Source organism: Pseudonocardia sp. DR1-2 (assembly GCF_023717215.1).
GTDB lineage: Bacteria > Actinomycetota > Actinomycetes > Mycobacteriales > Pseudonocardiaceae > Pseudonocardia > Pseudonocardia alni.
In genome coordinates, this window is the sequence record NZ_JAMQOF010000003.1 from 241728 (window position 1) to 260144 (window position 18417).

Below are 18417 nucleotides of genomic sequence, written 5' to 3' on the forward strand. Positions count from 1 at the left end.
TCAGCCGGTGGAGGCCCCGCCGGTGAGCGAGCGCAGCGTGGCGGCCGGGATCAGCGCCGGGGCGGGCGAGTCGGGGTTGACCACGACGTCGACGCCCTCGGCGGGCAGGGCGGCGGCCAGCTCCGCGGCGGTGGTCTCGCGCCAGGACGCGACGCCGGTGACCCGGTCGCGGTGCGCGGCGGCGGTGACGACGGGGACCACGCCGCCGCCGGGCGCGGGCCGGACCACCGCGACGCCGGTCTCGTCGAGGGCCACCCCGAGACGGGCCTCGAGCAGGACGGTGTCGAGCAGCTCGAGGGTCTCGTCCTCGGGACGGAGGCCGTCCGCCCGGTCCAGGGCCAGGATCTGCAGGACGGCGTCGACGGGGTCGGTCGGCGACCCGGGGTCCGCGGGGACGTAGTCGGGGTTGGTCTGGAACCCCTCGACGCGGCCGTCGGCACGCAGGATCCAGGCCCCCACGATCCGGGTCGGGTCGGGGTGGGACTGCTCCGGGGTCGGCCGCCAGGCGGGGTCGACGAGGTAGGCGATCCGGTCCTCGGCAGTGCCGGGCACCTCGGCCTCGGCGGGTCCGCCCTCGGGGGCGGGCGTGTGGTCGGGGGCGGTACTCATGGACGGCTCTCCGTTCGGGGGCGGTTCGTGGTGTCCGCGGGCGGACGGCCGGGCTCGGGAGCGGGCACGTCACCGTCGACGTCCCAGCTCGGGACCGCCTCGGAGACCCAGCTCCCGTGAGCCGGACCGCTCCGGGCCGCCGGGGCCGGGGTGTCGTCCGGGGCGGGACCGTGCAGTCGGAGCGGGTTCCCGTCGCGGTCCGTCCCCACGGCCGAGACGACGACGCCGGCGCCCGGCTCCCGGCGCACCGCGGCGACGACGCCGCCGTCGGACGGGGTCAGCACGACCACCGCCCCCCGGCTGTGGATCATCGACACCGTCTCGGTCCGTCCCGTGGCCGGGTCGTGCATCCGGACCAGCGCCGAGCTGCCGTCCCCGCCGTGGAACAGGCCGTCGTGGACCTGCACCCAAGCGGCGACGCCGGTACCGATCTCCGCCGGCGGGGCGCCGAACGTCCGCTCGACCGCATCCGCCGCGGGCTCGGCGACGACCTCCCGCGGGCGTCCCCGCCACAGGTCGTGCAGCGCCAGGTGCCCGTCGAGACCGGTGTCCGCCAACTCCTCCCAGGCCCCACGGTGCAGCGCGAACCGGTCCGTCCGGTCGGCGGTGAACGGGAGCAGATCGCGCACCAGGTTGCGCATCTCGGCCAGTGAGACGGTCGCCCGGGCGAGCGTGTCGACGTCGAAGGGAAGCGGGGAGGTCCGCCGCCGCCACGCGTCGTAGGCGTCCAGCAGTGCCGCGCGGTAGGCCTCGTTCCCGTCGTACGCCGCGCGGTCACGCGCGTTCGCCGCGGCATCGCCGGACGCGGTCGGCCCGTCCGGGGCGACCGGCGCCGGGAGGTCGTCCCGGACGACGGGGAGACGCAGGTCCCGCAGCACGTTCTGGATCGCGGCCCACTGGTGGTGGCCGGGCACCAGCCGATCCCGGGCCGTCGGCGCGGCGACCGACGGCAGCGGCCTGCTCGGCAGCTGCGACCCGCCGAACAGGGCGTCGAGGCGGGCCAGGTCGGCCTCGGTGTACACCAGGATGCCGTCGGGCCCCATCAGGGCGTCGTACGCGGTGGTCCCGCCGACGGCGGCGGCGTTGCCGTGCGGGCCGTACCTGTCCGGCAGGCCGAACACGTGGGAGAGCTCGTGCGCCGCGACGGCGGACCCCGTCGCCTTCAGGCTGCGGATCTGGTCCAGCTGCCAGCGCCCCTGACGGGACGTGGCCGACTGCCCGCGGACCCACGGCACGTCCTCCACGACGACGACCTGGTGCTCGGGGCGGGTGGGCGACAGATCGAGGCTCAGGTGCAGCTGGTCCCCGCCGGGCAGCCGGTAGCGGTGGTTGAGCAGCTCCAGCTGTTCGAGGGCCAGCGCGGTGGCCTCGGCGACCGCGGCCGGGTCACCCACCAGGCGCACCGCAGCGGTCAGCTCACGGACGAAGTGCCCGGGGAACACCTCGAAGCGGCGCACCTCCACCGGCGCGAGGTCGTCGTACCGGGAGATCCCGGGGCCCTGGTCATCGGGTGGGAGCACCGTGACGGCGTCGGGCCGTACGAGGGTCACCGGGGCCGCGGCCCGCTGGGCGTCCCAGACGACGTCGCGGCGGTACAGCTGCTCGGAGTCCGCCGCCGGCTCACGCCCCTCGTGCCATCGGGGTCCGGCGCGGTGCAGCGGCTCCGCACCCCCGGTGAGGGCGGCCGGACGCGCGTCGGCGGGCGGCACCGGCGGCGCCTCGGGCGCCGGTGGCCCGGGCACGGACGGTGCCGGCTCGCCGACCGGGACGGTCTGCACACGGTCGCCCGCGCCGGTGACACCCACCGCGGTGAGGCGCGCATCGTCGGGGACGACGACGTGCTCGGCGAGTCCGACTCCGCCGTCGGACGGGGTCAGCACGAGGACGTCACCCTCGACCTGGATCACGGAGAGCGTCTCGACGCGACCGTCGCCCGGGTGCTCGATCCGGACCAGGCCGGAGCCGCCGTGGCCACCGGTGTGCAGCGCGTCGGCGAACCGGGCCCACGCGTCCGGGCCGGCGCCGATGTCGACCGGCGGGAACCCGAACGTCCGCTCGATCTCCTCCCGGGCGCTCCCCCGGTTCCCCCCGCTCCCGGCCGGGTCCGGGGTGCCGACCGGATCGGGTGCGGCGGCCGGCCCGGGCGTCGCGACGGCGTCCGGCGTGGCGCGGGGGCGGCCCCACCAGAGATCGTGCACCGCCAGGTGCCCGTCGAGCCCCGATCCCCGCAGCTGCCGCCAGGTCGGCTCGTGCAGGCCGAACACGGCCGTCGGGTCGTCGGAGAACGGGATCCGCGGAACGAACGGACGGTCCTCCCGGGGGAAGACCAGCGCCACGTCGTCGGCGCCGGTCCCGACCGCCTCGACCCGGCCCAGGTGGCTCAGGTGGTCGGCGGTCGCCGGGACGACGTCAGCGGTACGCAGCTCGACGAGCTGCACCGTGCCGCCGTCGTTGAGCAGGTTCCAGTAGGTCGGCCCGGCCAGCCGCAACTGTCCCTCCCCGGTCGGGGGGACGGCGGGGTCGCGCTCGAACGTGCCCCAGACCACCGCGTCGGCGCCCGGCCCGGCCGCCCGGACGGTGTCGATGACCGTGCCGAGCGCGGCCGGACCGGTCCCGATCGGGGTCATCGGGCTGCCGAAGGTCTGCTCCAGCATCCGACGGGTGCCGACCGGCCCGGACGGCTCCGCGCGGGGCGCGGGCGACCGCCCGTGCCAGACCTCGTGCAGCTCGGCCGCGTGGGTGGGGTCGGAACCGGAGTAGGTCCAGGCCAGATCGTCCACCGTCCGCGGGGCCGACGACCTCGTCGCGGCGGAGCCGACCGTGCCGGGGTCGAGGACGACGAGCGACGGCACGGCCGGACCCTGCGTTCCGGACCCACCGGGCTCGGCCGTGTCGCCGGAACGGTCCCCCTGCGGGTAGGAGGGCCCGGTGGAGCCGGACCGGTCCGCCGCGGGCCCCGCGACGGCGTCGTCGACGCCCCGGAACGCTCCGCGCGCCACCCCGAGTGCGACCACGGCACGGGCGGCCTCGACGACGTCGACGGCCAGCGGCGTGGTGGTCCGGCGCCACTGTGTGTAGACCGAGCGGACGTCCTCGTCGCTCGCGGTCAGCCGGCGGGAGGCGAGCTCGGTGTCGATCGCCTCCCGCTGGTCGGCGCCCGGAGTGATCGTCGCGCGGGCCGCGGCGTCGATCCCGGCCGGGGCCCCGGGCAGCCGCTGCTCGTCGACGACGACCTGGCGGACGGTGGTCTCGATCTCGTCCAGGTCGGCCTGGGTGAGCACGTCGCGCCGGGTCTCGAGGACGCCCATGACACCGTCGGTGTCGACGACACCGCCGACCAGCGCCAGGGTCGCGTCGCCCCCGTAGCGGTCCTTCAGACCGATCAGGTGCAGCAGCTCGTGCAGGGCGACGTCGGCCCCGGTCGTGGCGAGCTCGTCGAGGATGCGGTCGACCCGCCAGTGCCGGTGGTCGGAGACCCCGTCGAACCCGTCGTCCAGCTCCTCGTCGGTGACCCGGATGCGGTACCGGGGGCCCGGCCGCGGATCGGGGTCGACGGCGAGGTGGAACTGGTCCCCGTCGGAGAAGGCGTAGGTGCCGTTGACGCGGGCGACGGCGGCCTCGGCGAGTGCGCGGGCCTGCCGCCGGGCCTCGGGCGGGCCGTCGAACACGATCGGCAGCGTCACGTGGGTGACCCGGCGGCCCGGTTCCGCCTCGAACCGGCGCACCTCGAACAGGAGATCGCCGCCGACGGCGCCGATCGCCCCGTCGACCTCGGCGGCCCGCGGCGTCTCCGGGAGCGCCGTCCGGCCGGGAGCGGCGAGCGCACGCTCCCAGGCCGGACCCGGCCGCAGCGGGTCGGTCAGCGGCGTGGCGCGCGGCAGCGTCCCGGGGTACCAGGTCGGGCCGGTGTCGAGGCGCCCCGGACGGAGCTGCCCGTCCCAGGCCAGCCGCAGCGGGTCCGGGCCACGGCGCGGGGCCGGCGCGGGCTCCGCAGGCGGGGGCGGCGCGGCCGGGCCCGGGACCGGGGCCGGTGCGGGCCGCTCGGGGGCCGGGAACGGCAGCCGGCCGCCGTCGGCACCGACACCGACGGCGCGGACGACGGCGCCGTCCGGCACGGTGGCCTCCCCCGCCCAGGCGGCACGGGGCCCGTCGGGGAGCACGACGAGCGTCTGCCCGTCGGCCCGGACGACGCTGGCCGGGGTCTCGGTGGTGTCGCCGGGGGCGCGGACCAGCAGCAGCGCGTCGGCGCCGTCGCCGGCCCGGCGGACCGTCTCGACGGCCCGGTCGAGTGCCGCCTGCCCGGTCCCGACCTCGGTGGGCGGATGGCCGTAGGTGCGTTCGACCGCGGCGGCGTGCTCCCCGGCCGGGAGGTCGGGGTCGGCCGGGCGGGGCCGTCCCCACCACATGTCGTGCAGCGCGAGGTGGCCGTCGAGGCCGGGCGCGAGGAGCCGGTGCGCGTCGGACCGCAGGGCGAACCGGGCGCCGGACTCGTCGGTGACGTCGAGCCGCGGACGGCCGGTGTCGACCGGCGGGAGGTCCAGCGGGCTGCCGTCGGGGTGGGCGGCGACGGCCCGCAGCCGGCCCAGCCGCTCGATCCCGCCCGGGGTCGCCTCGACGTTCGTCCCCGCGGCCAGGTCGACCAGCCGTACCGAGCCCGCGTCGTTGACCAGGAGCCAGGTGCGGCGGACCGGGCCGACCCAGTCGCCGCGCCGGGACCGGGTGCCCGCCGGGACGGGCTCGGGCATCCCCTGCAGCAGCGCGTCCGCGCCGGGACCCGCGTCGGCCACGGCGCGGATGACCCGCACCATGGCGGCCCGGCCGGCACCGACGTCGGCGGGGTGGGCGCCGAAGGCCTGCCCGACGGGGTCGCCGACCGGGGAGCCGACCGGCGCCGGGTCGCCGCGCCACAGGCGGCGGAACTCCACCGCGTCCGCGGCCGACCCGGTCCACTCCCCTCCGGACGGGCGACGGTCGGCCCGCGGCTGCTCCGGCGCGGCGCCGTCCGCGCCGGCCCGCGACGACGGGTCACCGGGCAGCAGCGCGTCGAGGCCGGCGGCCGGGGAGGGACCGTCGGCCCCGGGTGCCGGTCGCCCGAGGAGCAGGGCGTCCAGACCGGCCGGGGCCTGCCGGGTGACCGGGGGGCCGCCCAGCAGAGCGGCGATCCCGGCGCCGGGCCGGGCGTCGGTCTGCGGGCTGAGCAGTGCGAACGGGTCCGCCGCGGCCGCGGCCGGGGGTGCCGCCGGCAGCGTCCTGGCCTCGCCGGAACGCTCGATCAGGTCGACGGTGTGCGCCGCCAGCCGGTCGGTCGTGTAGGACAGGCCGGAGGTCCGCTCGTTCCACCGGGCGTAGGCGGCCAGGACCGCCGAGCGGGGGGCGGCGAGTCCGCGCCCGGCGAGGGCCCGGTCGATGGCGGCGAGCATCTGCCCCGACGGGACCGTGGAGGGCCGGAACCCGGCGTCCGGTGCGGGCTGCACGACGATCTCCGGCACACCGGTGGGCGCGGCCCCCCGGCCGGGGCCCGCCGCGGCGGCGTCGGCGTCGGCGGTGGGCAGCCGCAGACCGTGGACCACCGCGTGCCGGGACGCCAGGTCGATGCGCTCGATGTCGGTGTTGCTGAGCAGGCGGCTGCGGTTCTCCAGCGCCCCCATGATGCCGGTCCGGTCCCGTACGGAGGCGACCGCGGCGTCCGACGCGTCGCGGGTGTAGCGGTCCACGGTGCCGAGCCGGTGCGCCATCTCGTGCATGGCGGTGGAGCGCAGACCCGCGGCGAGGTTGTCCCGGATCTGGACCAGGTTCCAGCGCGAGCTGTGCGAGTGGTTGGTGCCGTGCACGTAGGAGTCGTCCACCACCGCGACCGTGTGCGGGGTGATGCGGTGGTCGGCCAGCTCGACCGAGACGTGCAGCTGGTCGCCGTCCGGGAACAGGTAGTTCCGGGCGCTGATCTCCTCGGCCGTCTCCCGGGCGAGTGCCGAGGCGGCCTCGACGGCCGGCGGGGTGCCGGTGAACCGGATCGCCAGCGTCAGCTCCCGCACCCAGCGTCCGGGTTCGACCTCGAACCGGCGGACGTCGAAGGTGGCCCGGGTCCCGCGGACGGCCGGCCGGCCGTCCGCGTCCACCCACGGCTGCACCACGTCGGCGCCCGCCTCGGCGGGTGCGGCCCGCTCGCGTTGCCGGCGCCAGGCCGCGCTCGACGGGTCGAGCGGGGAGGACGCGACCCGCGCGGCGGGCAGGTAGCCGGGCACGGCCCGGGGCCCGGTGGACACGCGGAGGGGGACGCCGTCACGGGATGCACCCAGCGGGCCCCGGGCGGTGACCAGCACCGGAGGCGGGCCGGGCGGGGCCACATCGAACGGCAGGGCCGCGCCGTCGGCGTCCGTGCCGACGGCCGCCACCCACGCGCCGACGGGAACCGACGACGACGCCGGGTCCACCGCGGACCCCGCGGCCGGGTCCACCAGCCAGACCGTGCCCCGCACGTTGACCAGGGTGTGCGCGGAGCCGTCGTACAGCGGGCCGCCCGAGGCGAGGACCAGTGCCTCGGCCCCGTGCCCCGCCGACCGGACGGTCGCCGCCACCGACAGCAGTGCGTCCGGGCCGGTGCCCACCCGCACCGGCGGGCGACCGTGGGCACGGGTGACGGCCTCGAACCGGTCGGCCACCGGGACGTCCGGTCCCGCCGCCCGGGGCCTGCCCTGCCACATGTCGTGGAAGGCGAGGTGGACGTCGAACGAGGTGCCCGTCAGCATCCGCGCCCAGTCCCGGTGCAGCGCAAAGCGGTGGTTGCGCAGCAGGGAGACCGGCAGCGCACGCCCGGCGGAGACCGGTGTCGGCAGCGGTGTGCCGGGGCCGGTCATGAGCCGCCGGACCCGGGTCACCGCGGCGCGCAGGACACCGTCGGGCCGGGGGACGGACGGCCGCGGGACGGGAGCGCCGCCGGGCGGCGCCGCGGGGGTCCCGGCGGCGGGGCCGGACCGGTGGGCCGGACCGTCGGGGACCCCGCCGCGCGGCTGCAGGACCCCCCCGGTCAGGGCGACCTCGGCGACCTCACGGGCGAGCCGGCGCGCGTCGGCCGGCATCGCGCGGCCGAGCGCCGACCAGCGGTCGAACGCGCGGCGGGCGTCGAGGTCGGCCGCGTCCCCCGGGGTGCGGGGCAGCCCGGCGTCGTCACGCAGGTCCCGGAGTGCGGACCGGATCTCCGCGAGCCGCAGCGGGGTGAGGCCGGGTCCACCGGCGGCCGGGCCGGACTCCTCCATCGGATCCGGCTCCGTCCGCGGGGCCGGCTCCGTCCGCGGTGTCGGCTCCGTCCGCGGTGTCGGCTCCGTCCGCGGTGTCGGCTCCGGGCGCGGCGTCGGCTCCGGGCGCGGCGTCGGCTCCGGGCGCGGCGTGGTCTCCGGCCCGGCCGGGTGGGTGGGTAGCGGCAGCGGCGCCCGGCCGCCGGTGACCGCGGCGGCGCGCACCGCGCGGACGGCGGGCGGACCGTCCGGCCCGACCCGCGTCGCGGTGCCCGCACGCGGGTCGACCAGCCACTGGGTGTCCCCGTCCTGGAGCAGCACCCAGGTAGTGGGAGCGACGCGCGGTCCCCGCCGGCCGGTGTCCCGGACGGCTTCCACGACGGCCGAGGAGCCGTGCCCCGCGTCCCGGACGGCAGTGGCCACCGCGGCCCACGCGCCCGCGCCGTCGCCGACGGCGACCAGCTCGGTGCCGAGCCCCTCGGCGACGACCTCGTCCGCCGGGCGGCGGTGACCCGCGTCGGGCAACCGGGGGGCCCCGTGCCAGGTCTCGACGACTGCCACGGCGGAGTCCGCGGTGTCGCCCTGCAGCAGGTGCGCCCAGCGGTCCGGCGACACGAACGGCCGTGGGACCCCGTCCCGGCCGGTGACCGCGGTCGTGAGCCGCCCCTCGGCGGTGTACCCGTTCCGGTCGGCGTGTTCGACCGCGGCGCGGGCCAGCTCGGTCGGGGACTCCGGCGCCGGGCGGCCCTGCTCGCGCCAGCGCCGGTAGACCTCGAACGAGTCGTCGCGGCCGGAGCGCAGCCCGCGGCTGTCCAGGGCGACGCGGATGGCGTCCATCTGCGGCCGCGTCGGCATCTCCGGCGCCGGGAGGAGCGGGTGCACGACCGTCCCGGGGTCCGTGACCGGCCCCGACCCGGTGACCGTCGACGAGCGCGGGGCCCGCCCCGAGGAGGTGTCGGCGGGGCGCGGCGGCGGCGGAGTCGCCGGGGGCTCCTCGCCCTCGGGGATCGTGGCCAGCCGCGGCACCCGGGGCGGCAGCGGTGCGGCCGCCACCGGACGCCGCTGCACCCACTCCGCGGTGCGCCGGTCCAGCTCGGTCTTGGCCTCGGCCCACCCGCGGGCGGCCTCGGTGTACTTCTCACCGGCCACGCGGAGGTCGGTCGCGATGTCACCGGTCTGCTCGCCGCGCAGGCTCTCCAGGCGGCGGCGGTCCGCCGCGGGGGTGCCGAGCCAGAGCGCGTCGAAGCGGTGCTGGACCGCGACGAGCTCCTTGTCGGCGGCGCGCCAGTCGTCGGCGCGTGCCTTCTCCTCGGTCATCGCGGAACGGACGTCGGCCGGCATCGGGCCCAGCAGCGTCTCGGCGTCGCGTTCGGCGATGAACAGACGCAGGTCCCCGCCACGCGTCGTACCCGTGACGTGCAGGTCGTCGCGGCCGGGCCGGGTGAGGACCGCTTCGACGTCGTAGCGGTAGGAGCCCGCGAGGATCCGGACCGAGCCGCCGAGCTTGGTCTCGTGCTCGCGTCCGGTCAGGGGCAGCTGCATCGACCGGTTGCTCGCCGACGCCTGCCCCTGGGCGTCGCCACGCAGGTCGCCGCGGGACTCGCCGACGGTGCGGCCGTCCCCGAGCAGCCCGGCGCCGACGCCACCGGACACGTCGCTGTAGGGACCGGCGACCGTCGAGGTCATGGAGTGGGACTCCGCGCCGACCCCGAGCTGGGCCGACACGGCCTCGGTGTACAGCGACTCCGGCACGATGCGCAGCCGCGGCGTCAGCACGTACCCGGGCAGGCTCGGGTGCGCGACCGGCGGCAGGTCGGTCGGGCCGTCGAGCAGCAGCGGGATCCAGGTGTCGAGGTACTCGGGGGTGAACATCGCGTCGAGGGCGTGGTGGCCGGGCTCCCCCGGGGTCGTCCAGGCCCGGGGGACGTCCGCGGCCTGCAGCGCCTGCTGCAACGCAGTCCGGGCGCGCTGCGCGTCGCCCCGGATGTTGCCGAGGACCGTGTCCGGGTCGACCGTCGCCGCGGGGCGCCCGTCGGCTGCCGGACGCATCTGGTCCGGCGGCGGGAGCGCCGGGTCGGGCTGGGTCGACAGGAACGACACCGGGACCCGCCGGCGCAGCGTGAACGGCACCGAGGCCAGCGACGGGGTGGTCGTCCCGTCCCGGGACACCGACAGCTCCAGATGCCCGTCGCGGCCGAGGATCGCGGTCGGACCGTCGGAACCCAGCCAGCGCCAGCCGCGGTAGGTGTGGGCCGTCGCGTCGGGGCGGTGCGTCGTCGAGGACCAGGACGCACCCGCGGCGGCGAGCCCGCCGCCGTAGTGCGCGCCCCCGTCGACGGAGCCCTCACGGCCCCCCGCGCTGCCGCCGATGTCGGCGCTCGGCCCGGACGACACCGCGGTCACCTTCATCCGCTGGTCGCTGAAGTACTGCTCGACCTTCGGCGCGTGCCCGTCGTGGACGACCCGCTCCACCCGCGCGGCGTCCGCGGCCGGGTCGGGCACGAACCGCACGGTCCCGGTCAGGTCGTGGTGGCCGACCACGCCGCCGCGGGAGCCGGTGAAGGTCAGGCCGTTGCCACCCAGGCTGTCCTGCATGCCCTTCAGGTCCGTGGCGGTGAACCCGCGCTGCGGGTCGGTGAACCGCTCGGTCAGGGTGCGGACGTCGGCCGCCGGGAGCATGCCGTCGAAGTGCCCGGGGATCTTCGCGGCGAGGTCGGCAAGGGGGCGCGCGATGTCCTCGTCCATGGCCCAGCCCAGGCCGACGACCGGCGAGGGCCCGCGCAGCCGCGACGGCACCAGCAGGGGCACGTCGGAGGTGTCGGGGCGAGGGAGCTCCGGGGGCAGCAGCCCCCAGTCCCGCAGCTGCGCCTCACCGGCGGAGACGTAGACCTGCCGGCGCAGCTCGACGTAGCGGGTCGCGGTCCGTTCGGTCGGCGTGCGCACCAGGTCCAGGAGCTGGTTGGTCACCGTCGTGCGGGCCGTCGCCTTGAAGACCCCGTCCATGACGACCACGTAGGAGCGGCTGCTGCCCAGGTCGTGGAAGGTCTCGCTGGCCCCCGCCGTGCCGCGCGACCGCCCGGCCCGGTGCGACGCCCGGTAGCCGGCGTGCGCGCCGCCCGAGCCGGTCGGGTGCCCGTCCGCCGCGGCGACGTCCTGCGCCGTCAGCGCCGTGTCGCTGATCTCGACGCCGGTGCGGCCGGTGACGGTGTGCGTGCGGTTGCTGCTGCCCGAGGCCAGGCCACCGCTGTAGACGACCTCGCTGCGGGAACGGTCCACCGGCGGCGCGTGGTCCACCGACAGGATCCGCGGGCGGTACAGCATCAGCTCGCCCTCGCCCGTGCCGCGCCGGTCGAACAGACGCCCCTTGTGCACGAAGACCGGTGTCCCGATCCCCTTCTGTGTGACGGTGCGGTCGTTGGCGACGCGCTCCGGGCCGAAGGTCATGTCGAGGGCGCGGCCGTCGTCGGTGCCGGACCGGGCGAGCACCCCGGCCCCGGTCGTCGCGTCGAACGCCGCCTCCATGGCCGCGCGCCGGGCGCCCGCCCCGCCGACCCAGGTGATGATCGTGTCGGGCCGCAGGGTCGGGGCGAGGTTCGTCCCATTCGGCCGGATCGGGGTGGCCGTCGGGGCGCCCGGCATCGGGATGCGCCGCAGGTGCGGCGGCGCGTCCGGCCGCAGCATCTCGTCCTTCGGCACGTCGAGGGCGAACGGCTCCACGACGGGCGGCTCGGCGACGTCACGCACCGGGGTCCGCTCGACGGCCTGCAGGCCCGGCGTGCCGACGCCGGTGACCCGGCCGAACGCATTGGTGACCGAGAACCTCTCCGCCGTGACCCGGTAGGTGTTGACGCCGGTGACACGGTGCGCGTCGCCGCCGGGGCCCCCGACGCTGCGCCGGCCGGTGACGGTGCCGACCGCGCCCCCGGCGTCGCCGCCGTGCGCGTACCCGGCGCGGGCCGTCCCGCCCAGGTACATCGGGCCGACGTCGAAGCTCAGGCCGAACCGGCCGCCGAACCCGGCGTCGAACGCGCTGCCCGAGCTCGCCGTGGACTCCTTGCGGTGGCCCGCGCTGGTCTTCACCGCGACGCCCGCCCGCGGGCCCTCGTCGACGACGTCGGACATCACCGCGTCGACGCGGACGTGCAGGTACTCGGTGTGCCGTACCCCGTCCCGGGAGAACAGCAGGTGCACGCCGCCGTCGTAGAGCTGGTCGGCCGTCGCACCGAGGACGGCGTGGGTCGTCTGGTGGTCGAGCATCCGCCAGCTCTCGCTGAAGCCCTCGACCGTGCCCGCCTTCGATGCCGTGCGCTGCGATCCGTCGTGGTCGACCAGCGAGGCCATGCCGCCCTCCTCGGAGGCGGCGATCCGCTCGATGCGCTCCCGCAGCCGGGCCGGGGCGTCGCCGAGGGAGTGCACGTGGGCGCGACCGATGCCGCGGCCCGCCGCGATGTAGGGCGGCAGGGTGTCGGTGCGGGCCGAACGGGGGGCGTCGCGGATCTCGTCGGGGACCGGGAGACCGGCGTCGCGGGCGTTGTGCGGGTCGTCGGCGAGCAGGGTCTCGACCGGGACCCGCACCGGTGGGGCGGTCTCGCTCGTCGAGCCCCAGGCGACCTTCATCTCCAGGTCGAAGTCGACGTCGAAGGCCTGCAGCCGGGTCTGGTCGACGTTGCGCCGGGAGGCGCTGATGTGGTTGGCGGACCACCCGCGGCGGTGGTTCCAGCCCGCGCCGACGTAGGGCCCCAGGTTCATGAACAGGAACTTCGGGGCGACCCGCCAGCCGCCGCGCAACTCACCGGACACACCGCGGCCCCGGCTGCGGCCGGACTCCACACCCCAGTCGATGCGCTGGGACAGCGTCGTCTTCCCGGCGACCGGACCGCGCCACGACCCGGCCCTGGGGACCAGCCGGGCCATGACGAACGCCGACCGGCCGCCGCCGACGGCCAGCTCGTCGGACTTCATCCAGCCGCCGGTCAGCCGCTGGAAGTGGTGGGTGAGGGTGTTGTCGGACAGGAAGTGCGCGAGCCGGTTGTGTCCCGGTGTCCCGGGCCTGACGAGCTCCGGCGGGAGCTGACCGGCCAGCGCGGCCAGCGCGGCGTCGACACCGGGGGTGCGGATGTCGAGGACCGCGGCGTTGGACAGCGCGGGGCCCGCGGTCCCGTCCAGCGGGGCGGGGACCCGCCCGCCGGGCCTGCGGTCGGCGGTGTCGAACCAGCCGCTCGCGGTGCCGGCGACGGTACGCGGGCCCGGTCCGACGAGGGCCCCGGAGTCGTCGCGCAGCGTCACGGTGAACCGCACCGGGACGTCACCGGCCGGGGCGTGCTTGCCGTCGTAGCCGACGTCGACGTTCACGGTCTTGCGCGTGCGGTGGTGCACGGTGTCGCTGCCGCCGAGGGTGATCCCGCCGCCACCGAAGCCGGTGATGGAACCGCCGGTGCCGACGACCGGGACCGACAGGCCCGAGGTGTGGGCGAGGCCCTCGACGTGGTTCGCGGTGCCCCGGCGGATCTGCTCGGTGCCGTCGGTGGCCGCGGGGGCGTCCGCGCCGCGGGCCGGACCGGGCCGGGTCGGGTCCTCGCCGATCGCGACGACCGCCTCGTAGACCCGGCCGCCGACCCGGACGTCGAACGGCAGGCCGCTGTGCAGCGCCTCCGGACGGGCCTGCAGCATCTCGTCGAGCTGCTCGGCCACGGCCCGGTCCCGGCGACGGTGGCGGCCGGGGACCATCTCGTCGATCAGCTCGGCGACGGCGCGGCGCTGGTCGGCGCCGACCGTCCGGACACGCAGCAGCCGGTCCGGGCCGGGCCCGCCTGCGCGGGTCGACGTACCGGTCCCCACGGGCCCGTCGCCGCGCCGGGAACCGGCGTCGGGACCGTTCCAGGGGGCGAGGACGTCGTCGTCGAAGCGGTAGCGGCCCGACTCCAGGTCGTCGCGCAGCGCGCGCACCGCGTTCGGGTCGCGGGGCGCGTCGAGGTCGACCAGGCCCCGGGTCTCCAGGTAGTGGTGCAGGCGACCGGCGACGAAACCGTCCTCGGCCAGACGCGGGGAGTCCAGCAGCGCACCGAGGAACGGGGACCCGGGCGGGGCGACCATCAGCCCGGTGGGCGGCGTTCCCGAGCCGTCGTCGGGCCGGGTGAGCAGGGGGAACAGCGGCTCGCCGTCGGCGAGGCCGCGCGGCATCCGCGGCATCGTGGCCGGCAGCGCACCGGCGGTGTCCGGGACGACGCCGGGCTCGGCCCAGACGCCGCCGTCGCGGTGCAGGACGGCGACGGCGACGTCGGCCCCGGCCCGGTCGAGATCGCCGGCGATCAACCGGCTGAGGATGCGGTCCGCGGGTCGGGTGCCCGCGGGGAACTCGGTGGCGACGTCGCGGATGGTGACCCCACGCCGCTCCAGGCTGACCCGGGCGGTGTCGGTGAGCCGGCCCGCGTCGGTCCAGACGTGCACGGCGGCGGGGTCGCCGGTGCGCGTCGACCACACGTCCAGCGACCGCAGGATCCGTGCGTCCAGCCGCCCGTTCAGCATCGGGAGGTGCACCCGGCGCGGGACGTCGGCGAGGTGGCGCCCGTCCTGGTCGCCCATCACGGTGCGCCGGACGGGCTGGTCGACGAGCGCCTGCACCCCGCGCGACGGCGGTGGGACGACGCCGTCGGGCGCGTCGACGGCGGAGCGGGCGGTGACCCGGACCCCGCCCTCGACGTCGGCGAGCAGGCCGCGCAGGTAGACCGCGGCCGCGGTGGCCCGGCCGTGCCCGGTGGCGCGACGGTGGGCGACGTCGTCGCGCGCGCGACCGGCCCGGTCGGTGTCGGCGTCGCCCAGCAGCCGGCGCGCATCACCGCGGAGCCGGTCGGCGCGGTGGCCGATGCCGTCGCCGACGAGCCGGACCCGCGGCGGCGGCAGCCCCTGGTCGCGGGCGAGGCGGGCCCGTTCGCGGACCTGCTCGGCGAGGCCCTGCAGCTCCCGGCGGGCGGCGGCGTCCAGGCGGGTGGCGTGGCTGCGGAACGGCACGTCGTGCACCGAGTCCACGGCGGTGACGTCGGTGGTGTCGCGCCCCAGCACCGCGACACGGTGCTCGGCCGGGGACGCCCCGGGCGCGGGCGGACGCACGGTCCCGGTGGCGACGATCCGGAACTCCCGTTCCGCGAGCCCGCCGGTCGCGCCGCTGACGACCCGTGCGCGCAGCCGGGCCCGGGCGATCGACTCGACGTCGCGGGCCCGGTCGAGCCCGGTCCGCTCGGCACCGGTGCGGTCGGCCCACGGCCGCGACGCCGAGCGGGAGCCGTTGCCGTGCCCGGTCACCGTCAGGGCCGGGGTGGGGCGGCCCTCGGCGCGGGCCGCGACGACGTCGTCGATCCACCGGTCGGTGGCGGCCTGCACGGCGGCCCGCCCGGTCGCGTCCACACGGTGGACACCCTCGCCGAACGCGACGGTGAGCCGGGTCGCGTCGCCGGGGCCGTGCGTGCTCCCGGTGTCGGACGAGCCGTGCGTGCTCTCCGGCACGAGCGGGTCCCCGGTGTCCTCCGGGGCGTCGGTGCCGGAGCGGGTCGTACCCCAGTCGAAGGAGTCCGGGGCGATCGGGGCGCCGTCGGCGCCGCGCACCGGCGGGCCCTCCACGGCGGGCGGGGCGGGTGGGGTGGCGTCGCGCGGCGCCGGCAGCGGGAGGTCGTGGGTGGGGGCCTGGCGTGCGACCTCGTCGATCCGGGCCAGGTCGGTGCCGGTGAGCAGCGTGCTCCGCCAGTCCGTGCCCATCACACCGGTCCCGTCGACGACCCCGCCGAGGACCGCGCCGGGGACCCGGTAGCGGTCGGGCAGACCGACCCGGTGCAGCAGCTCGTGGAACGTGCGGCCGACCGCCAGCGCGGGGTCGTCGCCGCGCTCGAGATGCTCCATCCGCCAGTGCAGCGACGTCGAGTTCGCCCCGGTGTACCCGGGCTCGGAGGTCACCAGGACGCGGTTGGCGTCGGCCCGCGTCGTCGGCTCGATGCGCAGGTGCAGCTGGTCGCCGCCGGGCAGCGTGTAGCGGCCGTCGACGTGGTCGCGCAGCGCCTGCGTGGCCAGCTCCGTGGCGCGGGCGACGTGCGCCGGGTCCCCGACGAGGTGCAGCGGCAGGGTCAGCTCGCGCACCCACCGTCCCGGCTCGACCTCGATGCGGCGCACGTCGACGGTCACCGGGTTGCCCTGCGGGGTCAGGGTGCCGTCCGGCTGCTGCAGGACGCGGATCTGCTCGGTGTGCGCGGTCCCGGGCGTCGCGTCGCCACGGCGGGCCTTCCACTGCGCGGGCTGCAGCGGGTCCCGGAGCGCCGGGACGGCCGGCGTCGCGTCCGTGCGCCACAGCGGGCCGGGCCGCCACGACCGGGAGGGGGCGGGCGGCCCGGTGTCCGGACCGGCCGTGGTGGCCGGCCCGTCGCCGGGCGGGCCGGTCTCGGGGCGGGCCCCCGCGCCCGGGTCGTCCGGAGCGGTACGGGCCGCGTCGTCGGGGGCGAACCGGATCGGGGCCGCGTCGGGATCGGCGCCCACGGCGAACACCCGGCCGATCCGCGGGATCGGATCCGGACCGGCGACGGTCGCCGTGCCGGTCCGCGGGTCGACGAGCCAGACGGTGTCCTCGTGGTTGACCAGGTTCCAGACGCGACGCACCGGCCCGACCCAGTCGCCGCGACCGTAGGAGCGGCCGGGCTCGGCGGCCTCCGGGTAGGCGTGGACGATCGCGTCGGCCCCGTGGCCGGCCCGCCGGATCCGGTCGACGACCGTCCCGAACGCCTCCGGTCCCTCCCCGACGGGGGCGAGCGGAGCGCCGAAGGCGTTCTCGACGTCGGCGACGGCGGCCGCGAGCGGGGTCGCCGCGGTGCCGTGGGCGACCCGCGGGGTCCCCCGCCAGGTCTCGTGGGCGGCCAGCCCCGCGTCGAGGCCGGCGCCGAAGTCCTCACCGCGCAGGGCGGGGGCCCACGTCCCCGGGGCGGCGAAGGGCGTCGCCGCGATCGCCGCCTGGGCGAGCAGTGCCTCGGCCGCGGTGTAGGCCTCCCGGCTCGCCGTACCGATCTCGCGGATGGCGGTCTGCAGGTCCTGGGCGCCGGCGAACGGTGACCCGCCGTCGCGCAGGGTGCGCGGCCCCTCGTGGCGCATCTCGCCCACGGCGGCGGGCGGGGTCAGCCGGGGCGTGCCGTCCGTGGCGCGGTTGTGGTCGAGCTCCGGCAGCGTCGTGCTGATGCCCAGCGCCTCGTCGGGGCCCACCCGGCGGCGCTGCGGGTCGTCGCCGAGCCCGCCGTACAGCCAGTCGCGCAGGGTCGCAGTGCTGTGGGCGGAGTCGTTCATGCGGCGCGGGGGGAGCCTGCGATCGAGCAGGCCGGGGTCGGGCTCGCCGCGGTGCCCCTGCGGGTGGAGGGCACGGAACGTCGAGGCGAACCGCTCCATCACCGAGGCCGTGTTGCGGTGCAGCCAGGCGGCGCCCTCCGGGCCGGTGCCCTCGACGACGTGGTCGGGGAAGTGCCGCAGGTTGAACGCGGAGAAGTTCTTGGTCAGCGCGACTCCGCCGTCGGCGTGCAGACGCTGGGCCATGGCTGCGAACTGCAGGTAGAGCGCGGCGACGGTGCCGTGCACGGCCGTCCGGGTCGCGGCCAGGGTGTGCGGCGGCCGGCCGGCGAACGCCGGGTCGGTCACCATCTCCTCGGCCACCCGGCGGCCCAGGTCCAGCCCGTCCGCCAGGTGCAGGCGGGCCGCGTGGGCCGGGAACACGTTGACCGCCGCCGCACGGCCGGACAGCCAGGTCAGCAGGTCCGCGAGACCGGCGACGGCGGTCCCGGCGGTGTAGTGGGGCGACACCGTGACCCCGCCGGACCCGGTCAGGGGCTCGACCCGGACCCCGTCGGCGTCGGACGAGAGCCGGTACTCCGGCGACGGGAAGATCGTGGAGAGCGGCGCGGGGCCGGTCAGGGCGGCCAGCCGCTGCAGCACCCGGTCCAGCGCCGCCGCGCTCTCGTCGAGCGGCACCCGACCCGCGTCGCCGTCGAGCAGGCGGGCCGGCTGGGTGACCAGCTCCAGCGTCATGCCCGACGGGCCGATCTCGGCCACCGCCGTGAGGGCCGTGGATCCGGCGAGCTCGTCACCGGCCTCGACGAAGTCCGCGAGGTTGACCAGCCGGTGGCGCAGGAACTCCGCCTCGACACCGATCGCACGGGCCCCCGGCCCGTCACCGACCAGGTCCGGGTTCGCGACGGCCGCGGCCAGCGACCAGTCGCCGCCGCGCGGCATCGGCTCGCCGCGCCCGCGCCACTGCGCGTACGCCTCGCGCACCTCGTCCGGGCCGGACGGCCGGTCGTAGACCTGCAGGGCCTGGCCGATCGCCGCGGCCTGGGCGTCGGTGGGCACCTCGGGCACCGACGGGTGCGGCACGGCCGGGGGCGTCCCCCCGGGGACCGGCGACGGGGCCGGGCCGGCCACGGCCGGACGCTGCGGCAGTGCCGGGGCCGGCGGTGCGGGTGGTGCGGGCGCCGGCCGGGTGGGGTCCTCCGGCGGGGTTCCCGGGGGCGGCGGAGGGGTCGCGCGGGTGGGTGCGGGCGGCGGGACGTCCCGGGCCGGC

General features: G+C 77.8%; 2 protein-coding genes (1 of these 2 cut by a window edge). Both read right to left on the reverse strand.

Going from position 1 to position 18417, the window contains the following annotated elements:
* Nucleotides 1-609 carry a type VII secretion system-associated protein gene (locus tag ND486_RS10110; protein ID WP_251784038.1) on the reverse strand — a complete coding sequence of 203 codons (609 nt, stop codon included), beginning with the start codon at nt 607-609 and terminating at the stop codon, nt 1-3.
* Nucleotides 606-18417, reverse strand: the 3' portion of a protein-coding gene (locus ND486_RS10115) for a toxin glutamine deamidase domain-containing protein (protein WP_251784446.1). 11474 nt of this gene lie beyond the right edge of the window; 17812 of the gene's 29286 nt are visible here — the last part of the coding sequence; its start codon lies beyond the right edge, outside the window; its stop codon occupies nt 606-608. The genes ND486_RS10110 and ND486_RS10115 overlap by 4 nt, the downstream gene beginning before the upstream one ends.

Bases quoted from the DNA above. Each gene is read 5' to 3' on its own strand.
- ND486_RS10110 (WP_251784038.1), bottom strand. From the start codon at position 609: ATGAGTACCGCCCCCGACCACACGCCCGCCCCCGAGGGCGGACCCGCC.